The organism is Synechococcus sp. PCC 6312 (assembly GCF_000316685.1).
GTDB lineage: Bacteria > Cyanobacteriota > Cyanobacteriia > Thermosynechococcales > Thermosynechococcaceae > Pseudocalidococcus.
The window spans coordinates 2,759,819-2,782,793 of sequence record NC_019680.1 but is presented as its reverse complement, the minus strand read 5'-3'; the positions used below and the strand labels follow the sequence as shown (position 1 = coordinate 2,782,793).

Genomic DNA, 22,975 nt, shown 5'->3' with positions numbered 1-22,975 from the left:
ATGGAACTATAAGTGATGGTGATAGAGAGTCTATGGGATTTGTTGAAACGGAAATAATATCTTCATGCTCTGAGCATCAAGTCAACTTAGAATGTAAGCAAATCGACTATCCCAAGTCTATAAGTTTAGAAGATACTTCAGCAACTTGGGTTTATCTTCGCAAGGAAGACTCAAACACCTAATTTTAACAATACTGATTTTACAATGAATGCAAAATGAACAAGTTGAGGTCATCCTGGACATTACCAAAGATCGAGTGAAACCTGTTATTCCTGGTCAAGGCTTTGGAGATAAGCGTCTTCCCACAGCCGATGAACTCAGGCTCATCAATCAATTACATGGAGGGGGATTATGAGCATCTGGAGCGTTTCGATAACTGAGCTTGTTAACCTTTTTAAAGGTGCATTGCTTGCATTGTCACCTTGGTTGATTCGAGCAAAAATTCCAATCACGATTTTTGCTGCTTACGACGACTACGATGAAATATGCACTCTTTTATTCCAGAAAATCGTAGTAGCTTCTCTCTCTGAAGCTTTGATTGACTATAACCCACTGGCTGATTATGGTCTTGTGCGAAACAACTACTACGATCGAAGTTTCATATCAGTTCATCGAGAGGATGGAGATAAGGAGCAATTGAGTTTGATTGCATTTGAGTTTGAGAACGAAAAACAATTGTTCTTAAAGGTTGCTACTTTAGGGAGTGATCTTAATGTAATTGATATTCATCAACTAATTCCTGATAGGGTACGTTTTGGGTTAGTAAGAAATTTAGGAACAACAACCAACGAAATATTTGAACTAAAAGTAGAAATTTAATGTACCTAGGGCATTGACTTTAACGACATCAATCGTCCTAGAACTGCACCACCTCTGAGGATACCGAACCATACTGGACATGGCCCTATCGACCGGGGCGCTGCGGGAGAAGCATTAGAAGGTATTTGTCGGATTCTACGCATACCGCTACCGCAAGTACCGGGATTTCCAGAGAATCCAGCACCGGGCCTGGTTCCTCCTTTCCTCGAATCAAATAAGAATAATGGTGTTCCCAATTGGTCTCCTAAGAGTAGGTCAACCTTTGGCCACACCTTTGAGAGACACGGTGCTGGTAACCAAAATACCCAGAGATTGAGAGGGCGAGCAGCTAGCACTAATCAACCACAGGGACAATGGACAGATAACAAAGCTGCCGCAGAATTTCTAAAGAATACATCAGAGGTCAGCGAATTGACTGCGCCAGTGACTGTAAGGATACCAGAGGGTCTTGGACAAGTGATCATGCCTGATGGGTCGATAGTTTCTACTAATTATGCTACAGTCGTTCCAAAAATTGGTGGAGGTTACAAAACTGGATATCCTGTTCTAGCGCGGTAAAAACAGTATGCTTACACTAACTATAGAAATTAGCAAAGATTTGGAAGACTTTGTCCAAGTAGATCAATCCCTTAGCCATAATGACCAAGATAATGATATTAATGCCACTATTCAGGAATTATGTGAAATCTTTGAAGATACAGGAGCTATTAAGTTTAGGGTAAGTGGCTTTGGACAAGATATTTGGCCTGTAGATGTTGCTACAGACTTGGCTTCAATTCTCGAACAAATTCCAGAAAGCATTTACTCACTCGATCAAGGAAACTATCCTTTTTCTTTGGACTTTTATGAGCAGGGGATCCAGCGCAGACTAGATTTTAACGAAAATAATGGATTAATCAAAATAAGTTGCTATAGTGGCACGTCTTGGACTCCCCACCCAGCCTCAATCCTAATGACCAAGGAAGATATTTTATTACAGTTATTAAATATTAAGGAAAATTTCTTACAGTTAGTTAATAAAGTTGCCCCTAACTTACTGAGTAGTAATCTGTTTACTGAGTGGCGCAACGCTTCATGATTATAGAATTATTTGTCAAGACGGTATTAGTGATAACACCACACTTACATAGACCTATAGAACCTGTTTGACATCTTTCCCAACGGAATTGCGTGCTTTCAGGCAACCGTTAATTTGGCACTCTAACGACGCAATAGGTTTTTGAGAGTGATTTGTCTTAAAATCAACGAAAACAAGGGGGCTGAAAGGCTTGCAAAATAAGCATTAGATTTCAAATGGGTTCTATAGACTGGGGTGTGGGGTGCTGCGGGAGAAGCATTAGAAGGTATTTGTCGGATTCTACGCATACCGCTACCGCAAGTACCAGGATTTCCAGAGAATCCAGCAGAGGGCCTGGTTCCTCCTTTCGTCGAATCATCGATTGGATCAAGTAGTGAACCGATACTACCCCCTAAAAATTTACCTGCATTTCCCGACACACAAAGAGTTAAACCTAAGACTTCTGTGCAAGGTGGAGGCCATTTACGTAAACGTTGGAAAGATGATAAGGGTAATATTTATGAGTGGGATTACCAACATGGGACTGTAGAGAAATATGACAAGAAAGGTAAGCATCAAGGGGAATTTGATCCTATAACTGGTGAACAAACTAAGCCTGCAGATAACAATCGAAGAGTAGAACCTTAATCATGGGACGAGGAAATGCAAGATATTTGTTTGGAACTTACATGGTATGCAAAAGAAGGTGATCAGTTCATAGGAGAAACTGTCTTAAAGGAAGTAGATTTGGCTAAGTTACGCAACTTACTCAATCTCCCTCCTGATGATCCGATTTCATACATCCACCCAATCAAGGAAGCTCATGCAAGTTTTCTACAAGGATTCACTAATATCAAAATTGATCTAAGTGAGTATGACTACTTTATTGAAAGAGCCGTATAAACAACCTCCTCAGTATTACTAACCCGGTCAATAACACGACCACTTATACCTACGATGCCTTAGACCGTCGGGTGAGTGATACTAATTCGCTAGGCCATAGCCGCAGTTATCGCTATGATGCGGTGGGCAATCAGGTGGGGATGACCGACCGCAATGGCCGCAGACTGAGTTACAGCTACGATGGCTTGGATCGTCAAACCAGCGAGCAGTGGCTAGATGGTGCAGGCCAGCCAATTTATGGTTTGAGTTACACCTATGATGCTGCCAGTCAGCTCACTACAGCGACTGACCCCACTGCCCGCTATGGCTACACCTATGACTTAGCCGGACGCTTAACCCGTACCGACAATGCCGGGACTGTGGGTGTGCCGAATGTCGTCTTTGACTACGAGTACGATGCAGTCAACAACCTGCGTTTTGTCAGAGACCGGATTAATGGCCAAGCCGCTGGCATTGAGGAGTTCACTTACGATGCCCTCAACCGCACGACTCAGATCACTCAGAGTGGCAATGGGGTGAGTCAGAAACGAGTAGATATGGGCTATGACGCTGCCAGTCAGATGACGAGTCTCAGCCGCTTTGGGGATTTAGCGGGGAGTCAATCGGTAGCCGAGAGTGAGTTTACCTATGACCTGGGCGGCCGGTTAACGCATCTCAGCCACAGTCATCTGGATACGGTCTTGGCGGCCTATGGGTTGACCTATGATGCGGCGAATCGGATTACTCGCATCAGTTCTGTTGATGGCATCAATGACTACACCTATGACCAGCGTGACCAACTCTTAGGGGCAGACTATGACTACCAGGGTGATGAGGTCTACAGCTATGACGAGAATGGCAATCGCACGAATGCGGGTTATGTCACTGGAGTCAATAACCAGCTGCTGAGTGATGGCACGTATACCTACACGTATGACAACGAAGGCAACAGAACCAGTCGAACTAATATTGCGACGGGAGAAGTCACTCAGTACGGTTGGGATTATCGCAATCGGTTGGTGGAGGTAGTTACCAAGGATAGTAGTGGCACAATCACGCAGCAGGTGACGTATACCTATGATTTTGAGAATCGTCGTATTGCTAAGACCGTTGACCCAGATGGGAGTGGTGTAGCTTCTGCGACGACAGAACGGTTTGTTTATGATGGCAACCACATTGCTCTGGTCTTTGATGGGGAGGGGAATCAGACCTACCGTTACCTGCACGGGCCTCAGGTGGATCAAGTGTTGGCCCAGGAGGATGCACAGGGCAATACCCTCTGGTCACTGACTGACCATCAGGGGACGGTGAGAGACTTAGTGGATGAGGCTGGCATCCCTGTTAATCACATCAGTTATGACAGCTTTGGTCAGACCACGGCTCAGACAAACCCAACGGTTTATTTCCGCTTTGGTTATACGGGCAGAGAACCGGATGCGGAAACCGGGTTAACTTATTACCGAGGTAGGTATTTTGATCCTAGAACAGGCGGGTTTATTGGTGAAGACCCGATTGGCTTTAATGCAGGGGATACCAATCTCTATCGCTATGTTAGAAATAGCCCGACTAACCTCATTGATCCCCTAGGACTAGATGGCAAGGTTATAAGCCAAGAACGAGTAATCGTTTTGTCAAGTGGGGACAGATATATAGATAATGGCCAAGAGCAATCCTATATACCGTCGTTAACCCCGTTAGGAATACAATTCCCTTCAATCCCGCTAAGGACACCAGGCTCTTCTGGCAGAGAACCGATTATTGGTAATCATAGAATTATTGAAGATACAACAAGAGCCAAGATTGAGTACACACCTATACCAAATGGGGAAAGTAAACGACGAGCAATACCTTGGGGTGGTCTTTATACTCACCCAGGATTAGATCAAGAGCATAGAGGTCACATTACTCCCAAAGTGCTTGGCGGTTCTGATCGCAATAGATTTAATTTCATGTCTCAAAATCCTAGTATTAACAGGGGAGGGTATAATCAGTTTGGTAAAGATATTAATGCTTATCTAACTCGTCTTGGTATTCAATACGAAAAGGAAAAAGCAGCCTATGATAAAATTATTAGGGAAGGTAAAACTTGTCCTTCTGGGCCACGTCCAAAACCTCCAACGGTTGAATTAGTTGTAAATCTAGGGCGATATAAAAACGAGCCATATAATCGTGCTTTTCCATTTAGACCGGATGTTATTGAAGCGGAAGCTACCTTTTCAGATGGAAAAGTCATACGTGGATGGTTTAGTAACGATCCAAACGTAGAAACAAAACCTAAAGCTAGCTGGTTTTGGATTCAAAAATAATTACTAAGGTGGTAAATCTTATGAGTTTAAATCAATGGTATGACCTTCTTGCTCAACTAGAACTGTCAGGTGACCCATCGCCAAATAAACAAGAAGATATTGCTGCTTTTGCTAATATTTGTGGTTTTAAGTTACCACAACAATTTCAAGACTATTGCCAAGTATTTGGTTATGGTAAATTTGCTAAAACCCAACTATCCATCTACTGCATCAATCCATTTAATATGGATAGTCATTTAGCAATAGACTCTGATATTCGTGAAACATTTTCTTCGTATATAGAGGAAGATTTTCCTTGGCAATATAATCTACTTAAAAATTCATTTATGTTTGGCACGGGAGATGGCTATATTATACTTCTCTGGGATTTAAGAACATATAGCGAAACTGACGATAGCTATGACATATATATCTATGAAGATTATAATATTGATATGCCGTATTGCTATCTGGGGAGAGATTTTTATGCATTTGTGAGAGATTTCTGTATGGGTCAGAATATTACGGAAGCGTTTGCAGATATTATCTATCCTAAGCCAGACGAAGACGATGAAATTATTGATGATCCAGATTATGGCGATGCATATTCAAGTGATGATTACACAAATTCTTTTAAGTGCTTTCGTTATCAGCCTGTTAAATTAGGAGCAGGAAGTTATGAGGAATTTTTGACAGAAATGGGATTGACGGAAGAGGAACATTTAGAAAAAATGAAAATTGATGCCGAGAAAGCCAGGGCAAGAATGAAAATTAATTTTGATGATAATTAGGGACTAATTTAAAAAATCAAAATATAACAATCTCAAATCAATTAACTCCTACAATCACCGCATTATTAATCCTATTTCTCCTGAAGATGCTGGAGCAACAGCAGCCAAACCCTGACCCTGCCCACCCAAACCGGGGTTAATTACACCCTGGCCTTTGACTTCTATGCCCTCGATTCCTGGGAGGGGAGCAACACCACCAACGGGCCAGACTATTTTGATGTCTCAGTTAATGGGCAGTTGGCCTTCCATGAAACCTTCAGCAATATTTCCGGTTTCCCCCAAAGCTTCCGCACTCCAGATCAGGGGGGAGCTAGCATCAACCTGGGATTTGCTAGTTTTGGTGATGCCATTTATCGACAAATTCCCATCACTTTTACCGCCACGGGAGCGACCACCCAGATTCGTTTTGCGGCTAATGGCTTACAAGGCCTGGCGGATGAATCCTGGGGCATTGACAACGTTCGGGTCACACAAGCAGCGATAGAACCATCTTCTCAGTTGGGCCAGCAACGCTACACCTACGACCCGGTCTTTAACCAACTCACCTCTATGACCGATGAGTTAGGCCGGCAAACGCTCTATGAGATTGACCCGACCACCGGCAACCGTCTCTCCATGACGCAAGTGGTGGGGGATGTAGGGGGTACGGATGATGTCGTGACTCGCTATACCTACACGGCTCAGGGCCGGGTGGACTTAGTTACAGATCCCCTCGGTCGGATCATGAACTATGACTATGACAGCCTCGGGCGACTGATCCGCCTCACCCTGGCTCAGGGGAGACCGGAGCAGGCCCAGCAGCACTTTAGCTACGATGCGGCCGGCAATCTCATCAGCGAAATTAATGAGAACGGCTCCCGCACTGAATTCCGCTACGACTCTTTAAATCGCCTCACTCAAGTCATCGAATCAGACCCGGATGGAGCCGGCCCCCTCACCTCTCCAGTGACTAGCTTCAGCTATGATGCGGCGGGCAACCTGATTCAGGCCACCGACCCCCGGAATCACCCGACCCAATATGCCTATGATCCCCTCAACCGCCTGGCCCGAGCCATTGACGCTCTTGGGGAAGAAACCACCTACCGCTATGACCCAGCCGGTAACTTGGCCAGTGTCACGGATGCCTTAGGCCACAGGACTCAGTATCGCTACGATGCCCGCAACCGCCTGAGTGAGACAAGTGACCCAGTGGGTAGCCGCACCACCTACCGCTATGACATGGCGGACAACCTCACTGCCGTGATTGACCCCCTCGGTAACCGCACTAGTTATGCCTACGATGCCCGCAACCGATTAATCCGAGAAACCGATGCCTTGGGTCAACGTACCAGTTATCGCTATAACCCAGTGGATCAGTTGGTGGCCCAAACGGATCGCAATGGGCATCAAACCCGCTACGAGTATGATGACCTAGACCGCCTCAGCCAAATGATCGACCCCCTCGGTGGGGTGATGCGCTACACCTACGATAAAGTGGGTAATCGGCTCAGCGCCAGCGATCAACTGGGACGAATCACTCGTTACACCTACGACAACCGCAACCGCCTCAGCCAGGTCATCGACCCCCTCGAGGGCAGGGTCAGCTACGAGTATGACGGGGTCGGCAATCTCCTCGCTCTGACGGATCCACTCAACCGGACTACCCGCTACACCTACGACGGGGCCCAGGACTGGGGGGTATCTGGGTTGATCTAAGATCCACTCAACCGGACTACCCGCTACACCTACGACCCCTTAGAGCGGCTGACCCAGGTGAGTGACCCCCTACAGCAGACCACTCGCTATGGCTATGACTCCACCGGTAACCTGCTCTCCCTGACCGATGCCCTGAATCGAACCACTCGCTACCAGTACGATGCTCTCAACCGTCGTATCGGCATGACTAATGCGTTGGGAGACACGGCCACCACCGACTACGATGCTGTCGGTAATCTCACTGCCACCACGGATGAGTTGGGTCGCACCACCCGCCTCAGTTATGATGCCCGCAACTGGCTCACAGGGATTACAGACCCCCTTGGACAGACCACAACCACGACCTATGATGCTATCGGGAATGTCATCACCGTCACCGATGCCCTGCAACAGCAGACTCGCTATACCTATGACGGGCTGTATCGATTGCAGCAAGAGACGGATGCTTTGGGTAAAGCAACGACCTATACTTACGACCCGGAAGGTAATCTCCTCAGTCTGACTGACTCGGTCAATAACACGACTACTTATGCCTACGATGCCCTAGACCACCGGGTGAGTGATACGAATACGCTCGGCCATCGCCGCAGCTACCGCTATGATGCGGTGGGCAATCAGGTGGGTCTGACGGATCGCAATGGGCGCAGACTGACATATACCTATGACGGCTTGGATCGTCAAACTACTGAGCAATGGCTAGATGGTGCAGGCCAGCCAATTTATGGTTTGAGTTACACCTATGATGCTGCCAGTCAGCTTCTGAGTGCCGCAGACCCAAATTCAGTCTATGGCTATACCTATGACTTAGCGGGACGCTTAACGAAAGTCGATAATGCTGGGACTGTGGGTGTGCCGAACGTGGTCTTTGACTACGAGTACGATGCGGTCAACAATTTGCGCGTTGTCAGAGACCGGATTAATGGCCTGAGTCGGGGTGTTGAAGAGTTCAGTTACGATGCCCTCAACCGGACGACTCGGATCACCCAGAGTGGCAATGGGGTCAGTCAGAAACGAGTCGATATGGGCTATGACGCTGCCAGTCAGATGACTAACCTGACTCGCTACAGTGACCTGAATGGTACGCAACAAGTCGCCCAAACGGACTACAGCTATGACTTAGCGGGACGACTGACTAATTTAAGTCACAGTCATCTAGATACAGTCCTGGCCGCCTATGGGTTGACCTATGATGCGGCGAACCGGATCACTCGCATTACCTCAGCCGATGGCATCAGTGACTACACCTATGACGAGCGTGACCAACTCTTGGGTGCTGATTATGACTATCAAGATGATGAGGTCTACAGCTATGACAGCAATGGCAATCGAACGAATAATGGTTATGCCACAGGCGGAAATAACCAACTACTGAGTGATGGTGTTTATACCTATGACTATGACAATGAAGGGAATCGCACCAGAAGAACTAATATCGCCACGGGAGAGGTCACTCAGTACGGTTGGGACTATCGCAATCGTTTGGTAGAAGTAGTTGAAAAGGATGCCACCGGGACGGTTACTCAACAAGTGATCTATATAGTACTTTCAATTAAGAAGTAAAGATGAAAAGTCAATGCCGTACAGCATGGATTTGCGCACCCGAGTCGTGACCTTTGTAAAAGAGGGTGGCAGCAAAGCAGAGGCATCTCGTCGGTTTCAGGTGTGTCCGGCAACGGTCTATAACTGGTTGAACCGAGAGGATTTACGTCCCACCGTTGTCAAACGTCGTCAGCGCAAGCTCGATTGGGCGGTTCTAGAACAGCACGTTAAAGACCACCCCAATGCCCGCCTCTGTGACCGAGCAGCCCATTTCGGGGTGAACATTCACGCCATTTGGTATGCCCTGAAGCAGATGAAAATTACCCGAAAAAAAACAGCAAAAGTATCGAGAACGCAATCCTCAGGAACGTCAAGTCTATCTCAAGCAATTACAGGAGATTGTGAAGCGACAGGGGTCGAGATGTCTCGTTTACATCGATGAAAGTGGCTTTGACAACCGAGTCTCTCAACCCTGGGGGTGGGCCCAACGAGGCACCAAGCTCTTTGCAGACAGAACCGGAAAACGAGAAAAACGGGAAAATCTACTCATGGCCAGATGCAAAGATGCTCTATTAGCCCCCATGGTAGTTGAGGGAAGCGTTGATGCCGGATGTTTTGAGAAATGGCTGTCTGAGTGGGTATTACCAACCCTCCAAGTCCCGTCCGTGTTGATTTTAGACAATGCCCCGATTCACCGGAAAAATGTGATTCGAGACATTGCCCACCAATGCGCGCATCAGGTGCTCTTCCTACCCAAATACTCGCCAGACTTTAACAAGATTGAGCACGATTTTGCTGCCTTGAAGAAACGAAGACAGTATGCAACGCCAGACACCGCCATTGATGACATTATTCGAGACTATGCCAACCGCAATCTCTAAGACTTATTTGTAATTACTATAATAATCATGAGTTGACAAACCAAGAAAGTAAACTAATCGGTCATTTAATCAAATTTTGTCAACCAGGCCAGGAAATGGGGTCGTGCGGTCGCCTATGGCTCACTTACTCCCGTACTCCCAACCGGCCAGTCTATCCAGTCCAATACCGTCAAGGGCTTATGCAAGTCTGGCAAAGCCAGCCCCGGCACCCCAACCCCAGGCCACGGATATTTCGACTACGGCAAACGGGGTGGGGGGGATTGCTGCCGCCCCCCCTTGTCCCCCCAGGCATCACTCGGTTCCCTCGCTCACGAATAGGAGGGTTTGGTCGGTGAGCTTCATGATTTAGGTAATCGCTGCTGCTTTTTCGTTCTGATGTATTCAGTGGGAACCTTATCTGGAAATCCGAGCGGCGTTTTTGTCTGTTTGGCTTCGTAAGGCGATCACTCAAGATTGAATTCTAGGCGGGGTGACTTGATGCCTATGTTAAGGGTTGATCGCAGGGCATTAGCCTTTGGAATGCTAATTTTAGAGATTATGTGCCTGATTTTCTTTTCGAGTCTTTGACTTTAAGCAATTAGAGTGAAATTACTGATATCGCTCAGGATAGGTTGATTTCCATTACCATGAAAATTTTGCTTGTTGAAGATGATGACCGGATTGCCAAACCTTTAGCAGAAGCCCTGAGACACCAGAATCACGGCATTGATATTGCTAAGGATGGTGTGGAAGGATGGGATTGTGCAACGGCAGTACGGTATGACCTAATTTTGCTTGACATCATGCTGCCCCGGTTGGATGGTATTACCATGTGCAAACAATTACGATCTGCTGGCAGTCAGGCATTGATTTTGATGTTGACCGCGCGAGATACCACAACCGATAAAGTGGTGGGTCTGGATGCAGGAGCGGATGACTACCTGGTCAAACCCTTTAAGTTGGAAGAGTTGGCAGCTCGGATCAGAGCATTGGCTCGTCGCAGTGGGGATGCTAAACCCTCAATCCTCAGTTATGGCAAGCTGCAACTTGATTCTGGTTCTTGTATGGTGACTTATGCGGGACAAGTTTTGTCTCTAACTCCCAAGGAATATAGGATTTTAGAATGTTTTTTGAGAAGCCCCACCCAAGTTTATTCCCGTGCCACGCTGCTCGATAAAATTTGGGAATTGGATCAGTTGTCCGGTGAGGAAACGATTAAAACGCACATCCTGAACCTGCGACGTAAGTTCGAGGCTATAGGCTGTTCAGAAGACGTGATTGAAACTGTCTATGGGCTTGGCTACCGCCTTCGCTCTCCCTTTTCTTAATATCTGTGTTTCAAACCCTTCGCTATCGACTGTTGTTGTCTTACCTGGGGGTTCTGGTATCCATTCTGGGTGTGTTTGCGATTGCCGTGCGGGTTGTGTTTACTCATGCCCTCAATCAGCAGGTGACTGAAAAACTTGTTGCACTAGGGCAAGGAGCTGCCACTGGTCTAGAGCTAGAGAATGGACACCTTAGCCTTCAGAGTGACTTCCCTGTACAATCCTTGATTGACCGAAATCAGGCACTGGAATGGTTTGATTCACAGGGCAGGTCTATGGGCAAGCAGGGACACTACAGAGTGACGCTGCTTTTCGCAGGCAAAGAAAAGGAAGCGGTACAGACCCAGGTAGGCACGCCTCGGATTCGTGGGGTGACGCTCCCAGTGATGAGTAGTGACAGTGGGCGTTTAATGGGCTATGTCAGAGCCAGCCAATCTCTCGAAGAATTTGATGAAACTCTCAGAAAACTGGATTGGGGACTAGGCGGTGGGGTAATCGTCGCACTGATGTTGAGCGGTGTAGGTGGAGCGATTTTAACTCGTCAGGCAATGCAGCCTGCTGAGCAAAGCTTTGAGCGCTTAAAGCAGTTCACGGCTGATGCTTCACACGAGCTTCGGAGTCCACTCATGGCGATTGAAACGAATGTAGAAGTGGCGCTGACATATCCAGAGTGGAATCGGTCGAAGGGCGATACGGAAAAATTCGAGGCGATCGCCAGTGCCACCAGCCAGATGACCCGCTTAACCGAGGATTTGTTGTTTCTAGCTCGTACAGACCAGTTGCCCAACCACCATCGGGAAATTCTCAACTTGGCAGACCTGTTAGATGACCTGGTGAGGCTCTATCAAGCGCAAGCTGAAACAAAGAATATCGGTTTGCAAGCGAGTGGCGGTAAATCCCTGTACCTGTTGGGGGATGCAGGCCAACTCAAACGACTGTTCACGAATTTGATTGTCAATGCCCTTCAGTACACGGCTGAAGGGGGACGAGTAGAGATCGAGTGCCATCTTGTTGGCAAACAGATTATTATCAGCGTCAAAGATACAGGAATGGGTATTCTACCAGAGCAGCTTGATCGGGTATTTGATCGGTTCTGGCGAGCTGAGCAGTCTCGGTCTTACCAATCGGGCGGGTCTGGTTTGGGTTTGGCGATCGCTCAAGCGATCGCGCAGAGTCACGGCGGATTGATTACAGTCACCAGTCAGCCAGGAGTCGGGAGCTGCTTTACAGTTCGATTACCTGTTGTTGACACACACAGTAATCCTAAAATTGAAGCCAATATTTAATTCTTTTAAAGGTTTTAATTGTTTTTTTGATAGCGCTGAGTTTTTGATTTATAAAAATAATGAATTGCCATAAAACAGATAAATTTACGAGAAATATAATAAAATTTAGAATTGTTGCTCTATGCATTGATTCTAAAATTTCAAAAGGAATGCTGAAACCAACCAGCAAAATCACTAGGATTTCTGCCCAAATCTTTTCATGCCATAAACCTACGGCTTCAATCGCTGTCATTCCCGCGTAGAGTCCAGCAGCTATCCCACTAAGTCGAAGGGTTTTGAGACTAAAATTTAGAATTTTATCCAAAATAAAATCAATAAAAGTGAGTTTATTCTCTAGAGTATATGATGCTGAAAATTGCTCTAAACTTTGATAGTTTTTTACGGTAAATAATAAAGTGATTGCACCCACTGCCATTAACGAAGCCACAAAGAATTTATAGGCTACGATCATAACTAACCAACTGGGAGCTTCTTTCTCAAGATTGCTCCTAAATTTATAAATTCTTCGAGTTCTTAAATTTCTTAATTAAAAAAATACTACTGGGATAGAAATCCATGAAAGCTCAGTTAATGTAGGACTAAAGAAAGCAATTGGCATTGATATAAAAAAGACTACGGGCGGAACTAAAGTGCGAAAGAGAATTAATTAATCTTTTAGAAAAAATTTCGTGAACTAACCTATGATTACTAGATGCGTACCACCATTTTTATTAAGCCTGTAGCAATCATACTGCAAGCATAAAATATTACGGCAACTGGTTGCCTTCTATAATCATTTAGTACAGATGCTGGGAATGGCAAAAAATCTATACACATTAACAAGATAGTATTGAGCCAAAATAATTTATAGTCACAGTGCTTAATATAGGTAAAGTATTGATATTGATTAATCCAAAAAAATCCAATAATCAAAAAAGTAAAAATATAGCTCTGGTGCTCAGGAAAAAGATTAAGTAAATCATGGGATAACTCTGTGGAGTTTAATTGACCTGATTCAAAAGGAAGCTTTATCTCTACTGATATCAAGGTTATGGCAATTGCAAAGACCGCATCACTGTAGAAAACAATCCAATCAAGTCCGTGCTGCTTTCTACTCATGTATAGCCTCAATTCTCTACAACAAAATTATCTGAGCATCCCAGCTCTTAACTTTCCTCCAGTCGTCTTCTAGGACTGCGACGCATTTATAACCACATCGAAATCCCGGTACCAAGCAATGCAAATAAGCCTAGGGCATTAAGAAATGGATACATGGCTTCCGGCTTCAGGATGCCAAAAATACCCTTGTCCATCTCTAGTAACCACTTGGATTCGTTTCCTGAAAGGTCTGTGATTTGGTAAATCGAACCTGTAATTGCGGTGAGCAACAGTGGCAGCGCTACAAGGGGCGCAATTGCCTGATGAAATTGGCGGAATTCGGAAGATTTACGGCTGGTCATGTAAATTACCTCGATATCACTAGGTCACAAATAGAAAAATTAAGATTGAGAAGGCGATCGCGAATCATTTTCGTTGATCGATTGGTAATGATGCTGGTTTCTTCTGCTTAAGGCTTAAGTAAATAATCAGACTTGTAATTACAGAAAGAAAAAGAATACTAGTGCCGACCGTACCCCAACCAAAACCACCATTTTTAGTAGGCTGAGATAGTAGATCGCCGATAGATGCTCCCAGCGGACGGGTCAAAATATAAGCCAGCCAAAATGCTAAAACTGCATTCATGCCAAAGTAATAGTAAGCGGCTGTTATTGCTGAAATTGAAGCGCCAAATATTAATGCTGCTTGAGTGTAGCCTAACTTCAAAGCCTCTGCTAGAAAGTCTCCTGTTGCAGTGCCCAAGGCAAATGTAAATAAAATAGCTGCCCAGTAGAATAGCTCTCTTTTAGCTGTGTTGATGGAGTGCATCGCTAAGGTCTTCTCGTTTGAGTACCAGAGCACAAAAACTATCAATAAAATAATGCTAAAAACTATTGTAGTTGTTGCTAGATTTATCCTAAAATTGTCTACCAAACTATCTGTAATCAGCGTACCAGTAATACTCATAAAAACAACTACAATCCAGTAACTTAGAAGGACATAGCGTTTAAGCCTAAACTGATTCAAGAGCAGAAGGAATAAAATACCGCTCATCATATAGGATGTAACATTTAGACCAAGCTTTAGGTTTACTGATAGAAAATCTGCCGCAGTTTCACCTACTGTAGTTGCCAAAATCTTGATAATCCAGAAGGTAGCCGTAACTTCTGGAACCCTGTTAAATAATTTATTCATTGTCTTTCTATTACCAATTTATTGTTTTCGATCATTAGAAACTCTAACCTAAGCTAGTCTTTTCTGTTTTAAAGTTGTGAACAAAATACAGACTCCAAGGATTGATAAAAGAACTATTGATGAGCCGACTGTACCGTAACCGAGTCCACCTTTTTCATGGTTTTTTGTCAGAACATCTCCAAATGTTGCGCCTAAAGGTCGGGTAAGAACAAACGCAATCCAAAATAAAATAATTGGGGAAATTTCAGTAAAATAATGTGCCGCCATTACCAAGGCAAGCAAGCTAGAAATTAGCAGTGCTCCTCCTGCAAAACCAAGTCCAGAAGTATCGGCTAAAAAGTCTCCTAAGGCAGTCCCTAATGTATTTGAAATTAGAATTGTTGTCCAATAAAAGAACTCAACTTTAGGTGTTTTGATGTTTGTAACTGATAAAGACCCAACACTGAATTTCCAGTACGCCAACATAACCAACAGAAGCGTGACTAAAATCATAGACCCGTTGGCATAGCCCAGCTTCAAAGTGCGATCCATATAATCTGAAATTGTTGTTCCAGCCGTGCTGGTTGAAAGGATGACAGTCCAATAAAGCAATGGGTGATAGCTTTTCGATCCCAATTGAGTCGCAAGAGTCGCTAAAAACACTCCAATTAATATCGTAGAACTAACCGCGTAGCCCACATGTAGCGTCATTGATAAAAGATCTCCTGCCGTTTCTCCTAGGGTAGTGGCACAGATTTTCATGATCCAGAAAAAAGCAGTGATTTGTGGCAGTTTACTCATGATTTATCCTTTCTCTGTCGGCATTTAACTTTGAACGATGGGTAATGGCATAGAGCAGACATCAAAAAGCTCCTCAGCAAAAGCTGATTGACAGGTTGCTAGGGAGCACAACCACTATCAGGCTTTTAGCCTGCTGTACTAGCCATCGTCATTGGTTTCACCGTCGCCATCACCACCAGGGGCTTCAGAGACCTGAATGCTGCTGCGGGGATGATTTGCTTCATTAGCTTTATTTTCTTGGTTGGCAGTTTCGGTAAACAGAACTTTGCCGTTGCCAGCATCCACTGTCACTTCTTTATTGCCGATGTCAACTGTGTAGACCAAGTTGCCATTTTCGTTTTCTAGCTTCACATTTTTAGCCTGTCCGCCTTGTGCAGACTCAGCCGCCTGTTGAGCTTGCTGGGGTGTGACTTTAGCTAGAGCTTGCAGTTTGCCAGATTCCCGTTGGTCTGCGGCGGCTTCTTTAACACCGTCGTTCGTTACTTTATTACCATTGCCGACTTGAGCCGTCAATTTATTGTCGTGTTGCTCAGGGATGGTGGCATAGGGTGGCTGGGCTGGGCCAGCAAAGGCAAATCGTGCCATCCCAGCAAGTCCCAGGGTTCCTAGCAGTGTCCCAATCACGATAAATTTTGTTGAGTTTTTCATAAGGTGAAGTCTCCATGCAATTTCGATTTGTAGGTTCACCCTAAACAAAGGAAGTCAAGAACCCGTAAAGTAATAAGCCTCTATATCAATCCGGCAAGAAGGTTTATGCTCAATGCCCAAACGACGGTTTTGAAGAAAAAGCGTAGGAGACCCTGCAAGAGAGCAAATCGTCTTATTGAGCGCGATGCCACCTGAACATCGGGAGCCTGACAAGGGTTTTCCTTTCGTAATAGCTCTTTTTCTCTTGTTCTTGACAATTACTCAATAAGCTGTGAAAACTGTTTGAGCTGATTGGGCCGCTCTGGGTCGCTCGGCTGGCCCCGTTCGCAATCGGAGCATGGCTCAGGCGTGTGACGCAGCAGTTGTGTTCTGGGACGGCATTAGCCGTGGCACGGCGAATATGGTCGCTGAGGCTAAAGCCGCTGGCAAGCCAGTTCGGGTTGTCCGCTACTAGCGGGATGTTTGTCCCAGGCATCTCGCTTTTTAACCAGGCCATGAGAATGCCGCCCCTTACTCGCTACGCTCGTAGCCCCGGCACCCACCCACCCCATACGGAACGCCTTAATCGGGCTTAACTTCTTTTTGAGTCTTTCCCCCCCACGCCCCCCGTCCCTGTAATTGACGAACCTTAACACTGGTTTCGTAGTGTAACGATCCGACTGCTACTGTCAAGGGCTTTTGCGGCATAGGATTTGGCAACAGCGACTAACTGCTTCCCTTCCCAATGCCTACGGCAGGCTCACGCCAACGCTTTGCTCAGTCAGCCCCTCCCTTCAGTCGGGGAGCGGTAAGTCTTGTAACCACATCTATTCCACAGTCCCTTGACAGTCCGTGCAGTCTAGGATCGCTCCCTCGTCCGGCGTAGCGTTGGTACAACTCCATGACTTTAGACGAAGCTCTAACCGCATTTGACGAAGGCGAACTCACTTGGGCAGAGCTACAAGAAGCCCTTGAGCAAGCCGAAAACTAACTAACAAGCTCCCGCCGAAAGGTGGGAGTTTTTTTGCTTACCAAAAGTTCACAGTTTTGAACCCTTTTGACCCTTAAGGTTACATCGATCAGCGGTGATGCCTACCAGGCAAGGGACGCGACTACGCCTCAACTCTCGCTCGGCCGGTGACGGTAGAAGCCGGAAACTGGGAATCAGAGTTCTCGCACCGTCACCGGCCGTGGGGGGGATGCTAAAACCGCCCCCCCTTGCCCCCCCAGGTCACGCTCACTCTGTTCGCTCCATACCGCCCCTGCGGATATAAACATCTCTCGCTATCCCAACCATCTCTAGCCGCAGCCCCGGCACCCCACCCGATGGGGGACGTTCCCTCCCCCAAACCCCCTCCCGTACCTGTGATTGATCGAAACCAACTCGGGGACGGCAAGTTTACAGGGGGCAAGCAGTGGAAAAGACCTGTTTTTTGCCCCGTTGGTCAAGGGTACGCTCCAGCTTGCGGAATGAAACTTGACTAACGGCGACTAACCACTTTCCCTCCGCTGACGCCACAGCCCCTCCTAAAGTCGGGGAGCGGTAAGTCTTCGTAACGTCAAATTAATTACCGCAATCTTCCACTTTCCTCCCTTGACAACGGGTAGCCCCCTGTACGACCCCTTCGTTGAGTTGGTTGTTAGCTATGCCAGAACAAAATTCAGTCCTGCAAGAAATCCTAGATATTGATGCCGCATGGGATGCCGCAGAAGCATACTGGGATGCAATCGATCAGCAACAGTGGGAAGAAGACCTGCAAGGCGATAAGGAGTATAAAAACTACTTAGAGCAACGGGATTACTACCACGACTGCCCAGGACACTACTAAAAATTTCTAGCCCGGCCCGAAAGGGTTGGGCTTTTTTTATGCTCGTACCCAAAAACAAGGGAACACAACTACGCCTCAACTCTCGCTCGGCCGGTGACGGCTAGATAACTTTGATTTCCACGTTTCCGGTATTGTCCGTCACCGGCCGTGGGGGGCGGTTTTATTCGCTCCATTTCTCACACCGCCTGTAAGCTCCCAATAATAAAAACAACCTACGGATAATTAGAGTTAATTGGAAAAAAATGAACAGTTGCCTATACATTTTCAACAGTGAAAAACTTAATAGTCGTGAGGTTTACTACCAAAGATCAGACGGTGAACCCGAAAAAGGCGGGATTCAACTTGCAAAATTCTTAAAAGAATATGGGCCAAATGGAAAACTATTCATGGAAAAAGTCAAGGGTTTGAAAGATGGAAATATCTTGACAGATGCAAAGTATGAATACTGATCCTTGATAATGGCGTGTCGGTTCGACATCATAAAAATAGCGGAAAATGCCTAATTTCATACCAAGAACTACTCGAATGGTGCGAAAGTCGGACTGATAAGTGACAAGCCAGGTTTCGTATTCTAGCGATCCGGTTGCTGTCGTCAAGAGCTTTTGCGGCATAGGATTGAACCAACTGCGACTATCCGCTTTCCTTCCGGTGCAAGCACCTTCAGCCCCTCCCAAGGTCGGGGAGCGGTAAGTCTTAGTACGTCAATCTATTCCACAGTCTCCTGACAACTCATGCAACCTATGATCGCTCTCTCCCACTCCGTTGTCTTTGGTCAATACCAAAATGTTTAAACTCATTCCGTTCTATAGCTTCGAGATCTTCACGCCAAACTTGAAGTACGTCACGACCGTTAAAAGCCAGTTCGAGTTAATCGCCTGGGCTAAGTTTTTGATCGCTGCTCGAAACTACTCATGCTTCTGGTGATACACATGGGGGCTTCGGCCCCCTTTTTTGACTTTTCAAACCAAAATATATATAGTCCTACGGGATAGTCAAATCTACTTTATAAAGATAATGAAATTTGAAAAGCTAAATTGGCCTATCGGTCAACCACGAACTCCTAAATTCAGCCAAAAACAAGCTAGATTCAACAAAGATGGCAAATCAATTACGATTGCTGAGGCAAAACGGCGGCTCATTCGAGAAATCGAATTATGGACAAAAAGCGGACAAAAGTGGCGCATCCCACATGACTCTGTAATCGTTACGGCAAACTGGTCAGTTACCGAAAAAGGAACTGTGCGAAGCGAAAAAGAACCGGACGATTCCGGCGTGGCAGTCTATTTTGAACTGGATGGCGAAAGTTACTGTTTACCCTGCGACCAGTGGAACCGAGCCGCTGATAACCTTGCTGCTATCGCAGCACATCTGGGCGCAATGCGCGACCAGGAACGATGGGGAGTCGGTACTACAAAGCAATCCTTCCAAGGCTATGCCGCACTGCCACCCATAGCAATTTCACCGGATGAGGAATGGTGGCAAATTCTCAAAGTCAGTCCAAATGCCACACTGGATGAGGCAAAGGAAGCCTATCGGAAGCTGGCAAAAACCAACCATCCCGATGTGGGGGGTAATCGAAAAGATTGGGACAAAATTCAAAAAGCCTGGGAGATGGCCCAACAACAGCATTGATGCCCCCAGGCCAGGTTGCCGCCCCCAACGCCCCGGCACCCCACCAACAAATCCACCAACAAGTCTTGGATGGCACACTCGACGAGATGCCAACACCAATCCGAGAGGAGTACATCGGCTGGAAACGGAAACTCGGAATCGAGTAACAGACAGGGAGGGGCGAAAGCCTCTCCTTTCTTCGCGAGTCCTGCTAAAAAATCAACTTAAATATCCGAATGCCGCCCCTGTGGATATAAACTATCACTCCCTATCCCAAGCTCTATCGCCACAGCCCCGGCACCCCACGCTTGAGGGCGAAACCACCATCTCGCATCAATCCCAAACTCTTACCCGCCCTCAAGCTCCCTGACTACGCCTCAACTCTCGCTCGGCCGGTGACGGACAGCAGCCGGAAAGGTGGGAGTCAGAGTTGTCGCACCGTCACCGGCCGTGGGGGGGATGCTAAAACCGCCCCCCCCAGGTCACGCTCACTTTGTTCGCTCCATTGCCTTCCCCTAGAACAGACACAGTAAAGTTCAAATCAAAACAACAAAAATGTCCTTCGGAAAGGCAGATGTAATAGGAAATAAAAATGTTAAATGTAGCAAACGATAAGCTCTTTAACGGTGAATTTCAATCAACCCTTGAGGCATTAAACCTCTACGAATCAGCCCTCAGTTTTGAGATTAAAACCTTCCCAGACTTCGCCACAGACGAGGAGAAGAAAGACCTCGAACTTGTTAGGTCAATCCGAAATGAATATCGAGAAAAAATACTCGAAATGGAAAAGGAACTCATTCAGGAATGGTCGGGCAAGTCAAGCATCCATGATCAGATCGTTGGCTGTATTCAAGAAAACGACTTTACAGGACTCGCATTCTAATGCTCGTAATCATTCGTGGCTTACCAGGGGCCGGAAAAACAGACCTGGCCAAGCGACTCACCAAGTATGAATGTAGTGCAGACGATTTTCCCAACCTTTACAACAACGGACAACTTGAAAAAATATTAGTCTCTGCGGCTCATGACTGGTGCCAAGAAAACATCAAGGAATACTTGGAAGTCTACGACAACAATGAGATTGTCGCAGTCCACAATACCTTTTGCCAAAATTGGGAAATCAAACCCTACATTGAAATGGCCCAAAAGCATGGCCACGACTTCTGCGTAGTGACAGTCGAAGGCGATCATGGCAGCATCCACAATGTGCCACCCGACATAATGCAAGCCATGAAAGAACGATGGCAGTCTTTCAGCCTGGAAGAAGTTAATGCAGAAACACCATGCTGAAGCCAAAGGAACAAGGACTCGCCAACCTCGCCGCTATTGAAGCCCTACAGCGGCTCGACTGCGGAGAGAAAGACCCAAGCCTATTCGAGGCCCTCAAGCAGTTCAATGGATGGGGCAGTATTTGGCAAGTCTTTCGTGAAGATGCCAACGGATGGGCCAAGGACTGTCAGAAACAACTCAAAATCTTGCTCAGTTCAGAAGAACTGAGCGCAGCGCGAGCCTCTATTCTCAATGCTCACTACACTGACCCAGAGATTATCAAAGCAACTTGGCGAGTCGTCCAAGGACTCGGCTTTACAGGCGGAAGTGCATTAGAACCCGCCTGTGGTGCTGGCCTCTTTATTCGCCATGCTCCAACCCAACTCCCAATCCAATGGACAGGCGTAGAACTTGACCCCATTCCCGCCAAAATTGCCCAATACCTGAACCCAACAGCCACCATCTACAACCAGGGCTTTGAAACCGTCGTCATGCCAGACGACCTCTTTGACCTGGCCATCAGCAATGTGCCGTTTGGTAGTTATAAAGTCCACGAACCGCGCTACAACAAGCTCGGTGTCTATATCCACTCCCATTTCATTGCCAAGATGACCGACTTGGTTCGCCCCGGTGGCCTCATTGTCGTCATAAGTAGCACCGGAACTCTCGATACTGACCAGAACGAACAATTCCGAGAATGGCTATCCAGAAAAGCAAGCCTGGTTCATGCCGTGCGACTACCCAACAACACCTTCAAAGCCATGGCCCACACCGAAGTCACCACCGACCTCATGTTTTTCCAAAAGGTACGAGAAACTGAATTGCCAGTCTGGGTCAATAGCAAGGTCACTAAAGAAACTGAGCAGCTTGGTAAAAACCTAAAACTGAATGCCTATTACATCCAAAATCGGCAACGGCTCCTTGGAAAACTATGCTTGGCCACCCTATACGGCGGGGAAACACTCGGTCTTGAAAGTACCGGCCTCAACATTCCAGAAAGCATCATTAAATCAGCCGCATGGGTACCACCCTGCTACAAGAGCGGGCCACACAACACCCTAAAAGCAATCCCGCCCGAACTGCAATACCTCAAGCCCTACCAGTTTGTGCAACATAACGGACGAATTTACCAACGGGTCGGCTCAACCCTAGAACAAATTGACAATCACAAAGACCAAATCATTGACCTAATGGAACTATCAGAAATCCTTGAGTACCTGATCGCCATCCAAGGCACAGCAAGCGATGAAAAACTCACTATAGAGCAACAAACCCTCAGCAAAAAATATGACAGCCTTATTCGCAAATATGGCTACATCAATAGCAAAAACAATGAAACCGTCTTTGGTGATGACCCTCGCTACCCTGGCCTACAAGCCCTGGAAACCACCAGCCTGAAGAAAGCGGACATCTTCACTAAACGCACCAGCAAAATATACCAAGTCCCCGACTCCTTTCAGTCGCCAGAAGAAGCCCTCATTCATTGCCTTAACGTCAAAGGCAGAGTTGACCTGGACTGGATTAAAGAACATTGTTTTCCTACGGAGTAAAAAATATGTGGAAAGCTGAACTGAACATTAGAGACTTGATCACAGGCGAGAACCTGGAAGGAGATGCCCTCAAGCATCGCAGCCAGGAACTCGCAAAGCGATTAAAGCAGTTCCAGAAAAAACAAACCTACCTGTTCCTCAAAAACCCCTACGGAAAGGAGGATTTTGAAGAAATCATCGAATCCTTTGAAACCTATATTCAAAACCTTGACCAGTTCAACGAAGAATTAAAAAACCTTTGGGATTGGTGTGACCTATACGAAGTGTGGGTACCCTTTCCAAACCCTTTCATTAAATAGAAAAAATAGGAAGACAAGATGGTAAAACAATACGATCTATGGCTATGGCAACGGCTATCCCAACTAGCCAAAGCAGAAGGCGGAATCGAGTCCGAAGCCAGGAAACTACGAAATATGATCGGAAGCGGAAAATATTGCGAGGAAGATCGGGAGCGGGCCATAGAGTATGTAAAAAGCCACGATAGCGAATAAGTCCTACG

Annotated in this window: 24 protein-coding genes and 2 pseudogenes; 20 read left to right on the top strand and 6 right to left on the bottom strand. The window is 46.4% G+C overall.

The window, feature by feature from the left end; translation table 11 throughout:
• The first annotated feature begins 351 nt into the window (after positions 1 to 351).
• The 11 genes and pseudogenes from SYN6312_RS13585 (at position 352) to SYN6312_RS13535 (ending at position 12,539) form a co-directional block, all read left to right on the top strand.
• On the top strand, positions 352 to 819 hold the full coding sequence (locus tag SYN6312_RS13585) for a hypothetical protein (protein ID WP_041430869.1): 468 nt from the start codon (positions 352 to 354) through the stop codon (positions 817 to 819).
• A gap of 565 nt (positions 820 to 1,384) precedes the next feature.
• Complete coding sequence (locus tag SYN6312_RS13580; protein WP_015125455.1) at positions 1,385 to 1,897, top strand: hypothetical protein; 513 nt, start codon at positions 1,385 to 1,387, stop codon at positions 1,895 to 1,897.
• A 234-nt stretch (positions 1,898 to 2,131) separates the two neighbouring features.
• On the top strand, positions 2,132 to 2,524 hold the full coding sequence (locus SYN6312_RS13575; RefSeq protein ID WP_083853525.1) for a colicin E3/pyocin S6 family cytotoxin: 393 nt from the start codon (positions 2,132 to 2,134) through the stop codon (positions 2,522 to 2,524).
• A gap of 15 nt (positions 2,525 to 2,539) precedes the next feature.
• Entirely contained in the window at positions 2,540 to 2,779 is a 240-nt protein-coding gene (locus tag SYN6312_RS13570; protein ID WP_015125454.1) for a colicin E3-like toxin immunity protein, read from the top strand.
• On the top strand, positions 2,776 to 5,064 hold the full coding sequence (locus SYN6312_RS13565; protein WP_256377506.1) for an RHS repeat domain-containing protein: 2,289 nt from the start codon (positions 2,776 to 2,778) through the stop codon (positions 5,062 to 5,064). The genes SYN6312_RS13570 and SYN6312_RS13565 overlap by 4 nt, the downstream gene beginning before the upstream one ends.
• 20 nt (positions 5,065 to 5,084) lie before the next feature.
• Positions 5,085 to 5,834 carry an SMI1/KNR4 family protein gene (locus SYN6312_RS13560; RefSeq protein ID WP_015125452.1) on the top strand — a complete coding sequence of 250 codons (750 nt, stop codon included), beginning with the start codon at positions 5,085 to 5,087 and terminating at the stop codon, positions 5,832 to 5,834.
• A 549-nt stretch (positions 5,835 to 6,383) separates the two neighbouring features.
• Positions 6,384 to 7,724 (top strand): annotated as a pseudogene (locus SYN6312_RS13555) (hypothetical protein); the annotation flags it as partial.
• A complete protein-coding gene (locus SYN6312_RS13550) occupies positions 7,713 to 9,089 on the top strand; it encodes a hypothetical protein (RefSeq protein ID WP_256377505.1) in 1,377 nt (458 codons plus the stop codon). The pseudogene SYN6312_RS13555 and the gene SYN6312_RS13550, both read left to right, overlap by 12 nt.
• A gap of 13 nt (positions 9,090 to 9,102) precedes the next feature.
• Positions 9,103 to 9,949: pseudogene (locus tag SYN6312_RS19430) on the top strand (IS630 family transposase).
• A 626-nt stretch (positions 9,950 to 10,575) separates the two neighbouring features.
• Complete coding sequence (locus SYN6312_RS13540) at positions 10,576 to 11,256, top strand: response regulator transcription factor (protein ID WP_015125451.1); 681 nt, start codon at positions 10,576 to 10,578, stop codon at positions 11,254 to 11,256.
• 71 nt (positions 11,257 to 11,327) lie between these two features.
• Positions 11,328 to 12,539, top strand: coding sequence for an ATP-binding protein (locus SYN6312_RS13535; protein ID WP_253276361.1), 1,212 nt, complete (start codon positions 11,328 to 11,330; stop codon positions 12,537 to 12,539).
• On the opposite strand, the gene SYN6312_RS13530 is transcribed toward SYN6312_RS13535, so the two are convergent.
• From SYN6312_RS13530 to SYN6312_RS13505, 6 genes are all read right to left on the bottom strand, one after another.
• Positions 12,517 to 12,990, bottom strand: a complete 474-nt coding sequence (locus tag SYN6312_RS13530) for a DUF2127 domain-containing protein (RefSeq protein WP_015125449.1) — start codon at positions 12,988 to 12,990, stop codon at positions 12,517 to 12,519. The two genes, SYN6312_RS13535 and SYN6312_RS13530, sit on opposite strands and share 23 nt — an antisense overlap.
• Positions 12,991 to 13,226: 236 nt before the next feature.
• Positions 13,227 to 13,637 carry a TMEM175 family protein gene (locus SYN6312_RS13525; protein WP_015125448.1) on the bottom strand — a complete coding sequence of 137 codons (411 nt, stop codon included), beginning with the start codon at positions 13,635 to 13,637 and terminating at the stop codon, positions 13,227 to 13,229.
• A gap of 86 nt (positions 13,638 to 13,723) precedes the next feature.
• Positions 13,724 to 13,978, bottom strand: coding sequence for a hypothetical protein (locus tag SYN6312_RS13520; protein WP_015125447.1), 255 nt, complete (start codon positions 13,976 to 13,978; stop codon positions 13,724 to 13,726).
• A 64-nt stretch (positions 13,979 to 14,042) separates the two neighbouring features.
• A complete protein-coding gene (locus SYN6312_RS13515) occupies positions 14,043 to 14,810 on the bottom strand; it encodes a membrane-anchored protein (RefSeq protein ID WP_015125446.1) in 768 nt (255 codons plus the stop codon).
• A 48-nt stretch (positions 14,811 to 14,858) separates the two neighbouring features.
• Positions 14,859 to 15,590 (bottom strand): membrane-anchored protein, encoded by a 732-nt coding sequence (locus SYN6312_RS13510; RefSeq protein ID WP_015125445.1) that lies wholly within the window; start codon positions 15,588 to 15,590, stop codon positions 14,859 to 14,861.
• 138 nt (positions 15,591 to 15,728) lie between these two features.
• Positions 15,729 to 16,238: a PepSY domain-containing protein gene (locus SYN6312_RS13505; protein WP_015125444.1), complete on the bottom strand. Its 510-nt coding sequence runs from the start codon at positions 16,236 to 16,238 to the stop codon at positions 15,729 to 15,731.
• Positions 16,239 to 16,678: 440 nt separating this feature from the next.
• Here SYN6312_RS13505 and SYN6312_RS20780 point away from each other — a divergent pair, with 440 nt between their 5' ends.
• From SYN6312_RS20780 to SYN6312_RS19920, 9 genes are all read left to right on the top strand, one after another.
• On the top strand, positions 16,679 to 16,813 hold the full coding sequence (locus SYN6312_RS20780; RefSeq protein ID WP_256377478.1) for a hypothetical protein: 135 nt from the start codon (positions 16,679 to 16,681) through the stop codon (positions 16,811 to 16,813).
• 1,050 nt (positions 16,814 to 17,863) lie between these two features.
• The gene (locus SYN6312_RS13495) at positions 17,864 to 18,046 is read left to right on the top strand and encodes a hypothetical protein (protein ID WP_015125443.1); all 183 of its coding nucleotides are present in this window, start codon (positions 17,864 to 17,866) and stop codon (positions 18,044 to 18,046) included.
• 1,014 nt (positions 18,047 to 19,060) lie between these two features.
• Entirely contained in the window at positions 19,061 to 19,678 is a 618-nt protein-coding gene (locus SYN6312_RS13485; RefSeq protein WP_015125440.1) for a J domain-containing protein, read from the top strand.
• Positions 19,678 to 19,824 (top strand): hypothetical protein, encoded by a 147-nt coding sequence (locus tag SYN6312_RS19925; RefSeq protein WP_015125439.1) that lies wholly within the window; start codon positions 19,678 to 19,680, stop codon positions 19,822 to 19,824. Before SYN6312_RS13485 ends, SYN6312_RS19925 begins: the two co-directional genes overlap by 1 nt.
• Positions 19,825 to 20,249: 425 nt before the next feature.
• Positions 20,250 to 20,540 carry a hypothetical protein gene (locus SYN6312_RS13480; protein WP_015125438.1) on the top strand — a complete coding sequence of 97 codons (291 nt, stop codon included), beginning with the start codon at positions 20,250 to 20,252 and terminating at the stop codon, positions 20,538 to 20,540.
• Positions 20,540 to 20,947: an AAA family ATPase gene (locus tag SYN6312_RS13475; protein WP_015125437.1), complete on the top strand. Its 408-nt coding sequence runs from the start codon at positions 20,540 to 20,542 to the stop codon at positions 20,945 to 20,947. The genes SYN6312_RS13480 and SYN6312_RS13475 overlap by 1 nt, the downstream gene beginning before the upstream one ends.
• Positions 20,941 to 22,476 (top strand): hypothetical protein, encoded by a 1,536-nt coding sequence (locus SYN6312_RS13470; RefSeq protein WP_051021038.1) that lies wholly within the window; start codon positions 20,941 to 20,943, stop codon positions 22,474 to 22,476. Before SYN6312_RS13475 ends, SYN6312_RS13470 begins: the two co-directional genes overlap by 7 nt.
• Positions 22,477 to 22,481: 5 nt before the next feature.
• Positions 22,482 to 22,775, top strand: coding sequence for a hypothetical protein (locus SYN6312_RS13465; protein WP_015125436.1), 294 nt, complete (start codon positions 22,482 to 22,484; stop codon positions 22,773 to 22,775).
• An 18-nt stretch (positions 22,776 to 22,793) separates the two neighbouring features.
• Positions 22,794 to 22,967, top strand: coding sequence for a hypothetical protein (locus SYN6312_RS19920; RefSeq protein WP_015125435.1), 174 nt, complete (start codon positions 22,794 to 22,796; stop codon positions 22,965 to 22,967).
• Positions 22,968 to 22,975 lie beyond the last annotated feature (8 nt).

Excerpts from the sequence above, each read along its gene's own strand:
- SYN6312_RS13505 (WP_015125444.1), bottom strand. The coding sequence starts at position 16,238 with ATGAAAAACTCAACAAAATTTATCGTGATTGGGACACTGCTAGGAACC.
- SYN6312_RS13530 (WP_015125449.1), bottom strand. The coding sequence starts at position 12,990 with ATGATCGTAGCCTATAAATTCTTTGTGGCTTCGTTAATGGCAGTGGGT.
- SYN6312_RS13515 (WP_015125446.1), bottom strand. The coding sequence starts at position 14,810 with ATGAATAAATTATTTAACAGGGTTCCAGAAGTTACGGCTACCTTCTGG.
- SYN6312_RS13520 (WP_015125447.1), bottom strand. The coding sequence starts at position 13,978 with ATGACCAGCCGTAAATCTTCCGAATTCCGCCAATTTCATCAGGCAATT.
- SYN6312_RS13470 (WP_051021038.1), top strand. The coding sequence starts at position 20,941 with ATGCTGAAGCCAAAGGAACAAGGACTCGCCAACCTCGCCGCTATTGAA.
- SYN6312_RS13585 (WP_041430869.1), top strand. The coding sequence starts at position 352 with ATGAGCATCTGGAGCGTTTCGATAACTGAGCTTGTTAACCTTTTTAAA.
- SYN6312_RS13510 (WP_015125445.1), bottom strand. The coding sequence starts at position 15,590 with ATGAGTAAACTGCCACAAATCACTGCTTTTTTCTGGATCATGAAAATC.
- SYN6312_RS13465 (WP_015125436.1), top strand. The coding sequence starts at position 22,482 with ATGTGGAAAGCTGAACTGAACATTAGAGACTTGATCACAGGCGAGAAC.
- SYN6312_RS13495 (WP_015125443.1), top strand. The coding sequence starts at position 17,864 with ATGCCAGAACAAAATTCAGTCCTGCAAGAAATCCTAGATATTGATGCC.
- SYN6312_RS13475 (WP_015125437.1), top strand. The coding sequence starts at position 20,540 with ATGCTCGTAATCATTCGTGGCTTACCAGGGGCCGGAAAAACAGACCTG.
- SYN6312_RS13525 (WP_015125448.1), bottom strand. The coding sequence starts at position 13,637 with ATGAGTAGAAAGCAGCACGGACTTGATTGGATTGTTTTCTACAGTGAT.
- SYN6312_RS13570 (WP_015125454.1), top strand. The coding sequence starts at position 2,540 with ATGCAAGATATTTGTTTGGAACTTACATGGTATGCAAAAGAAGGTGAT.
- SYN6312_RS13480 (WP_015125438.1), top strand. The coding sequence starts at position 20,250 with ATGTTAAATGTAGCAAACGATAAGCTCTTTAACGGTGAATTTCAATCA.
- SYN6312_RS13485 (WP_015125440.1), top strand. The coding sequence starts at position 19,061 with ATGAAATTTGAAAAGCTAAATTGGCCTATCGGTCAACCACGAACTCCT.
- SYN6312_RS19925 (WP_015125439.1), top strand. The coding sequence starts at position 19,678 with ATGCCCCCAGGCCAGGTTGCCGCCCCCAACGCCCCGGCACCCCACCAA.
- SYN6312_RS13560 (WP_015125452.1), top strand. The coding sequence starts at position 5,085 with ATGAGTTTAAATCAATGGTATGACCTTCTTGCTCAACTAGAACTGTCA.
- SYN6312_RS13550 (WP_256377505.1), top strand. The coding sequence starts at position 7,713 with ATGACTAATGCGTTGGGAGACACGGCCACCACCGACTACGATGCTGTC.
- SYN6312_RS13540 (WP_015125451.1), top strand. The coding sequence starts at position 10,576 with ATGAAAATTTTGCTTGTTGAAGATGATGACCGGATTGCCAAACCTTTA.
- SYN6312_RS19920 (WP_015125435.1), top strand. The coding sequence starts at position 22,794 with ATGGTAAAACAATACGATCTATGGCTATGGCAACGGCTATCCCAACTA.
- SYN6312_RS13580 (WP_015125455.1), top strand. The coding sequence starts at position 1,385 with ATGCTTACACTAACTATAGAAATTAGCAAAGATTTGGAAGACTTTGTC.